Origin of the sequence: Streptomyces sp. NPDC058637 (assembly GCF_042717325.1) — a bacterium.
GTDB lineage: Bacteria > Actinomycetota > Actinomycetes > Streptomycetales > Streptomycetaceae > Streptomyces.
This window is the reverse complement of sequence record NZ_JBHXRD010000010.1, coordinates 99296-105854: the sequence shown is the minus strand read 5'-3', so window position 1 is coordinate 105854 and position 6559 is coordinate 99296. Positions and strand designations below refer to the sequence as shown.

The following is a 6559-nucleotide window of genomic DNA, read 5'->3' as shown; positions in this document are numbered from 1 at the left end:
ACTTTTTTTTTTATAACACCCCGCCCCACCCCGCGGCCGCGTCACCACCCCCCCCCGGGGGGGGGGGCGCCCGCGCCCCCCCCCCCGCCCGCGGGGTGAGGGACGTGCGGGTTCCGTTACTCGGTGACGCCGTGCGCGTGGCCCTCGCGCAGTCCGCCGCCGCTGCCGGGCTCACCGGTGGTGGGGGCGGCCGGGACCGGGCGGGTCAGGGAGCGCAGGTCGAAGGCGTAGGTGCCGACGGCGTTCGCGATCACGTCGATGTTGGTGTCGAGGTGCGCCATGTCGACGTTGTCCAGGTCGTCGCAGGCCGCGTGGTAGCACGGGTCGTACGCGACGCCGGCCGTTCCGCCGAACGTCTCGGCCTGGTCGGACGTCTTGATGCCCTCGGCGCCCGTGTCCGTACCGCCGGACGGGATGCCGACCTCGATGAACGGCCCGTAGTCGGAGCGTCCGGTGAAGTCCGTGCCGGTGTGGGGCTTGTCCTTCCGGTCGAGGAAGTCGGTGATGTCGCGCTCCAGTTGGGCCGATCCCTCGGGGCCGGGGCCCTCGCCCACGTTGTCGGAGTTGTCGCCGTCGAAGACGAACTGCGCGCCGTTCGGCGAGGCGATCATGTCGAAGTTGAGGTACAGCGCGACCTGCTCGCGCTGCGCCTCGGAGAGCTTCGCGACGTACGCCTCCGAGCCGAGCAGTCCGTTCTCCTCCGCCGACCACCAGGCGAACCGCACCTTGTTGGCGGGCTGCTTCCGGGACTCGGCGAGCTCCAGGGCGACTTCGAGGAGACCGGCCGAGCCGGAGCCGTTGTCGTTGATGCCGGGGCCGTCGGTGACCGAGTCCAGGTGCGCGCCGAGCATGACCGTCTTCGCCGCGTCGCCACGGCGGGTCTCCGCGACGACGTTGCGGGTGGTGCGCTCCTCCTGGAGCTCACGGATCTCGAAGGAGACCGTCACCTCGCCCGCGGCCAGGTCGGCGACGAGCTTCTCGCCCTCCACCTGGGTGAGCCCGCCGGTGGGTATCTTCCCCGACGCGACGTCCCCGAGGGTGCCGGAGAGCACGCCTTCGGTGTTGTTGTAGATCACCGCACCGGCCGCGCCGGCTGTTCCGGCCGCCGCCTGCTTCTCGGCGAAGGAGCAGCCGCCGCGCTTGATCAGCGCGATCTTGCCGGTGAAGGTCGCGGAGGCGTAGTCGGCGGCCTCGCAGCCGGTGGTGTCGTCGACGGGGACGGCGACGAGCGCCGCCCGGACGCCGCCCACCTCGGTGGACCTCGTGTACGTCATCGCCTTGATGTCGACGTCACGGGGCGTGGGGGAGACCACGGAGAGCTTCTCGGCGAGGGTCTCGGTGTAGACGAAGTCGAACGACCGGTAGTCGACCTCGTAGCCGGCCTTCTGGAGCAGTCGGTGGACGTAGGCGGCGGAGGCGTCGTGACCGAGCGAGCCGGCCGCGCGGTGTCCCTCCGCCGAGTCGGCTATCGCCTGGAAGCGCTGCAGATGCCGGTAGGCGTCCTTGGCGGACGAGTCGCGTACGAGCTGCCGGGACAGCTTCGCGGCGTCCTTGGCCGGGTCGTGCGGGGCGTGTCCGTGGTGCGGGGACGCGGCGAGGAGGAGCGGTGTGGCCAGGGCGGTGGCAGCCACAACAGCCATGGCTCTGCGACGGGTTGCGTGCACAGGAGTCCTTCCGGTGTGAACGGATGTGCAGGAAAGCTAGCGAGTGGGGTCGGTCCGTGTGAACCCCGGTGCCGGCCGCGGCCGGTTGTGCGGCCCGTTCGTGATCACTTGGTCCGGCCCGCCGCCCTGGCCGCCGCCTTCGCCCGCTGCTTGTACGCCCGTACCTCGGCGAGCGAGTCGGGCCCGGTGATGTCGGCCACCGAGCGGTGCGAACCCTCCTCGCCGTACGGCCCTGCGGCCTCCCGCCACCCCGTGGGGCGTACGCCGAACTGCTTGCCGAGCAGTGCCAGGAAGATCTGCGCCTTCTGGGTGCCGAAGCCGGGCAGCGCGTTGAGCCGTTTCAGCAGCTCGGTGCCGGTCGGGGCGTCCGCCCAGACCGCGCTCGCGTCTCCGCCGTACTCCGCCACCAGGTACTGGCAGAGTTGCTGCACCCGTTTGGCCATGGCGCCGGGATAGCGGTGCAGCGCGGGTTTCGTGGTGAAGAGTTCGGTGAACGCCTCCGGGTCGTACGCGGCGATCTCCTGGGCGTCCAGATCGTCCGACCCCATGCGCCCGGCCAGGGTGAACGGTCCGGCGAAGGCCCATTCCATCGGTACCTGCTGGTCCAGCAGCATGCCGACGAGGGCGGCCAGCGGGCTGCGCCCCAGGAGCTCGTCCGCCTCCGGCCGCTGGGCGATCCGCACGGTGCGGTCCTTGCCGTTGTCGCTCTTGGTCATGTCTTCGATGATCGCGAGGGCGGCGGGGTTCGGCGACTCGATGTGGTGCGTGGAGCCGCGCCGTCAGGGGAGCAGCCGGGCCGCGCGCGTGCGCAGACAGCGGGCCTCGGGTGCGCTGAGCGGGCCGCCCGCAGACAGGCGGCGCGCCGCCTCGCGGTCCCCGGCCCCCTCCAGCGGATGGGTGCGGACGGCATCCAGCCGGTGGTGTCCGGGCCACGGCTGTGCCGCCGCCGGGAGTGCTTCCTGTACGGAGTCCTCGGCCGTGTCGAAGTGTCCGTACCGGCGCACGAGCGCGCCGAGGACCTGCGGCGCGTGCCGGCGCGGCAGGTCCTCGATGTCCGTCGTCGTGCGCCTCGACCGGCACCTCCGGCCTGCTGGTTCCTCAGGCGTCGGGGCCCGGGTCGATCGGGCGGATCACCACGGGGTACTCGGGGGCGCCCTCGGGCTGCGGACAGAGCGCGATGCGCGCCGCGATCTCGGTGACCCGCTCCAGGCTCGCGCAGTCGAGCACCCAATATCCGGCGAGCACCTCCTCGGTCTCGCCGTACGGACCGTCGGAGATCACCGGCCGCCCGTCGGCGCCCGCGCTCACGAAGCGGGCCCGCGCGGGCTCGGCCAGCCCGTTGCCCTCGACCATCTCACCGGAGCCGGCGAGGTCCTCGTTGATCCCCCGCATGAAGGCGAACATCGCCTTCACGTCCTTCTCGTTCCAGGCCGGGCTGCTCGCGGACGCCTTGCCGCTCATGGCCTCGTAGTCGGCCTGCGATCCCTGCACCATCACGAGGTACTTCATGATCCGCTCCTTCGTCGGCTGTGCCGCCCCTCATGGGCGACTCTCACAGGGGACGTCGGAGTCCGGGACGGGTTCTCGGCACCACGCGGAGGATTTCCCGGAATCACTCCGCCGCGCGGGCCCGGAACCACGCCCCAGTAGAGTTTCGGCTGCGTCCATCCACCCAGACACCGAGGTACCGGCCGTGTCCCCCGCATCATCCGTACCCCCCGCCCCGCTGCCCGTGTCCGCCGTGAGCGTCGTGGGGATCGGCGCCGACGGGTGGGCGGGCCTGCCGGACACGGCGCGCTCCGCGCTCCTGGACGCCGAGGTCCTGATCGGTGGTGAGCGCCAGCTGGATCTGCTCCCGCCCTTGTGCACGGGCCGTCGCGTGGCCTGGCCCTCCCCCCTGCGGCCCGCCGTCCGGGGACTGCTCGCCGCGCACGCGGGGAGCAGGATCGCCGTCCTGGCCAGCGGGGACCCCATGTTCTACGGCATCGGGCGGGCCGTCACCGAGGAGCTGGGGCCGGGGGCGCCGCGTGTGCTGCCGCACCCGTCCTCGGTGTCGTACGCCTGCGCCCGGCTGGGCTGGCCCGTGGAGGACACCGAGACCGTCACGCTCGTCGGGCGTCCCACGGCCCGGCTGGCCGCCGCGCTGCACGACGGACGCCGGCTGCTGGTCCTGAGCGCGGACGCCGCCACGCCCGCCGCGGTCGCCGCGCTGTTGCGGGAGCACGGCTTCGGACCGAGCCGGATGCGGGTCCTGGAGCAGCTGGGCGGCACGGCCGAGGACTGTCTGGACGGCACCGCGGACACCTGGGCGCACCCGTCCGGCGACCCGCTCAACGTCATCGCGGTGGACTGCCTGGCCACCCCGGACACCCTGCGCGTCGGCGCCGTACCGGGGCTGCCGGACGAGGCGTACGAGCACGACGGGCAGCTCACCAAGCGGCATGTGCGGGCGGCCACCCTGGGTGTGCTCGCGCCCGCGCCCGGTGAGCTCCTGTGGGACATCGGCGGCGGGTCCGGCTCGATCGCGGTGGAGTGGCTGCGGACCCATCCCTCCTGCCGCGCCATCACGGTGGAGCGCGATACGGAGCGTGCGGGGCGCATCGCCCGCAACGCGGACCGGCTCGGCGTCCCCGCGCTGCGCGTGGTCACCGGCCGGGCACCCGAGGCCCTGGCCGGGCTGCCCGTGCCCGACGCCGTGTTCATCGGCGGCGGGCTCACCGCCCCCGGCCTGCTCGACGCCTGCTGGGACGCCCTGCCCCCGGGCGGCCGCCTGGTCGCCAACACCGTGACGATGGAGTCCGAGGCGCTGCTCGCTGACCGCTACCGCAGGCTCGGGGGCGACCTGGTGCGGCTCTCGGTGGCCCACGCGGTGCCGGTCGGCGGCTTCACGGGGTGGCGGCAGGCCATGCCCGTCACGCAGTGGTCCGTACGCAAGGCCCTTTCGACCCCCTCAGGAGACAACTGATGACCGTGTACTTCATCGGCGCGGGCCCCGGCGCCGCCGACCTGATCACCGTGCGCGGCGCCCGCATCCTCGCGGCCAGCCCCGTCTGCCTGTACGCGGGCAGTCTGGTGCCGCGCGAACTGCTCGCGGAGTGCCCGCCGGACGCCCGGCTCGTGGACACCGCCCGGCTCGACATCGACCGGATCACCACCGAGCTGGTCCGGGCGCACGAGGCCGGTCACGACGTCGCCCGGCTGCACTCGGGCGACCCCTCGGTCTTCAGCGCGGTCAACGAGCAGATGCGGCGGCTGGACGAGGCGGGCGTGCCGTACGAGGTCGTGCCGGGCGTGCCCGCCTTCGCGGCCGCCGCGGCGGCGCTGAAGCGTGAGCTGACGGTGCCGACGGTCGGGCAGACGGTGATCCTCACGCGCATCGCCCAGCGCGCGACCGCGATGCCCGAGGGCGAGGACCTGGCCACGCTCGGCCGCAGCGGCGCGCTGATCGTGCTGCACCTGGCCGCGCAGTACGTGGACCGGGTCGTCGAGGAACTGCTGCCGCACTACGGGGCCGGCTGCCCGGCCGCGGTCGTGGCCATGGCCTCGCGCCCCGACGAGATCGTCCTGCGCGGAACGCTCGACTCCATCGCGGAGCAGGTGAAGGCCGCCGGGGTGGTCCGGATTGCGGTGATCATGGTGGGCCGGACGCTCGGCGCGGAACAGTTCCACGACAGCCACCTGTACTCCCCGGCCCGGGACCGCCACACCTGCTGACCTCCGTGGCGGCGCGGGCGGACGGGAGGAACCTGCCTCGCGGCGCCCTCAGCGCACCTCGCTCCGTCCCACGACGGTCCCCGCCCGGTCGACGCAGATCACGTCCACCGCGACGGGCGCCCCACGCAGCACCGACAGCGCCTGGTCCCGGGCCGCCACGGCCACCAGGTCGCCCAGCGGCACCCCGGCCGCCATGCACAGCTGCAGCGCCGCGAGGCCCGTGTTGGCCACCTCGATCTCGGCGGCCAACGCCTCGCTCGCCCCGCCCTGCCGTGCCAGCCGCGCCAGGAAGGGCTTGTCGACCTGGGATCGGCCCGAGTGCAGGTCGAGGTGACCGGCGGCGAGCTTGGACAGCTTGGCGAACCCGCCGCAGACCGTCAGCCGGGCCACCGGATGACGGCGTACGTACTTCAGCACCGCACCCGCGAAGTCCCCCATGTCCAGCAGGGCGATCTCCGGCAGTCCGTACTCGGCCACCACCGTCTTCTCGGACGTCGAGCCCGTGCACCCCGCCACGTGCGTGCGCCCGGCCGCCCGCGCCACGTCCACACCCCGGCGGATCGAGTCGATCCAGGCCGAGCAGGAGTACGGCACGACGACACCGGTCGTGCCGAGGATCGAGAGCCCGCCCAGGATGCCCAGGCGGATGTTCCACGTGAAACGTGCGATCTCCTCGCCGTCGTCCACCGAGATCGTGATCTCCACGTCCCCGGTGCCCCCGTGCTCCGCCGCCACCCGCGCCACATGGTCCCGCATCATCTGGCGGGGCACGGGATTGACCGCCGGCTCCCCGACGTCGAGCGGCAGCCCCGGCAGCGTCACCGTGCCCACGCCGGGCCCGGCCCGGAACACCACCCCGGACCCCGGCGGGAGCAGCCGTACGGTGGACCGCACGAGCGCGCCGTGCGTGACGTCCGGGTCGTCGCCCGCGTCCTTGACCACGCCCGCCGTGGCCGAACCCCCGGCGAGCTCCTCCACCGCGAGTGCGAAGGCGGGGGTCTGGCCCCTGGGCAGCGTGATGGTCACCGGGTCGGGGAACTCGCCGGTCAGCAGGGCGGTGTACGCGGCCGTGGTCGCGGCCGTCGCACAGGCGCCGGTCGTCCATCCCGGCCGCAGACCGGTGTGCTTGAGTTGGGCGTTGCGCCCGCCCTGCGCCTCACTGCTCATGGATGGACCGATCC

At 73.3% G+C, this 6559-nt stretch carries 6 protein-coding genes and 1 pseudogene; 2 read left to right on the top strand and 5 right to left on the bottom strand.

Going from position 1 to position 6559, the window contains the following annotated elements; all coding sequences use genetic code 11:
- Positions 1–116: 116 nt before the first annotated feature.
- The 4 genes and pseudogenes from ACFWVP_RS12615 to ACFWVP_RS12600 all read right to left on the bottom strand — a co-directional run bounded on the left by ACFWVP_RS12615 (position 117) and on the right by ACFWVP_RS12600 (position 3173).
- Complete coding sequence (locus tag ACFWVP_RS12615) at positions 117–1640, bottom strand: M28 family metallopeptidase (RefSeq protein WP_384496017.1); 1524 nt, start codon at positions 1638–1640, stop codon at positions 117–119.
- Between the two features lie 128 nt (positions 1641–1768).
- Positions 1769–2380 carry an HhH-GPD-type base excision DNA repair protein gene (locus ACFWVP_RS12610; RefSeq protein WP_384496015.1) on the bottom strand — a complete coding sequence of 204 codons (612 nt, stop codon included), beginning with the start codon at positions 2378–2380 and terminating at the stop codon, positions 1769–1771.
- Positions 2381–2449: 69 nt separating this feature from the next.
- A pseudogene (locus ACFWVP_RS12605) lies at positions 2450–2716 on the bottom strand (RNA polymerase sigma factor); the annotation flags it as partial.
- Between the two features lie 46 nt (positions 2717–2762).
- Complete coding sequence (locus tag ACFWVP_RS12600) at positions 2763–3173, bottom strand: YciI family protein (RefSeq protein WP_384496014.1); 411 nt, start codon at positions 3171–3173, stop codon at positions 2763–2765.
- A gap of 184 nt (positions 3174–3357) precedes the next feature.
- Between ACFWVP_RS12600 and cbiE the strand changes: the two genes are divergently transcribed.
- Entirely contained in the window at positions 3358–4629 is a 1272-nt protein-coding gene (gene cbiE, locus ACFWVP_RS12595) for a precorrin-6y C5,15-methyltransferase (decarboxylating) subunit CbiE (RefSeq protein WP_384496012.1), read from the top strand.
- Positions 4629–5378 carry a precorrin-4 C(11)-methyltransferase gene (gene cobM / locus ACFWVP_RS12590; RefSeq protein WP_384496010.1) on the top strand — a complete coding sequence of 250 codons (750 nt, stop codon included), beginning with the start codon at positions 4629–4631 and terminating at the stop codon, positions 5376–5378. Before cbiE ends, cobM begins: the two co-directional genes overlap by 1 nt.
- 48 nt (positions 5379–5426) lie before the next feature.
- Here cobM and ACFWVP_RS12585 read toward each other — a convergent pair whose 3' ends face one another.
- Positions 5427–6545 (bottom strand): cobalt-precorrin-5B (C(1))-methyltransferase, encoded by a 1119-nt coding sequence (locus tag ACFWVP_RS12585; protein WP_384496009.1) that lies wholly within the window; start codon positions 6543–6545, stop codon positions 5427–5429.
- Positions 6546–6559 lie beyond the last annotated feature (14 nt).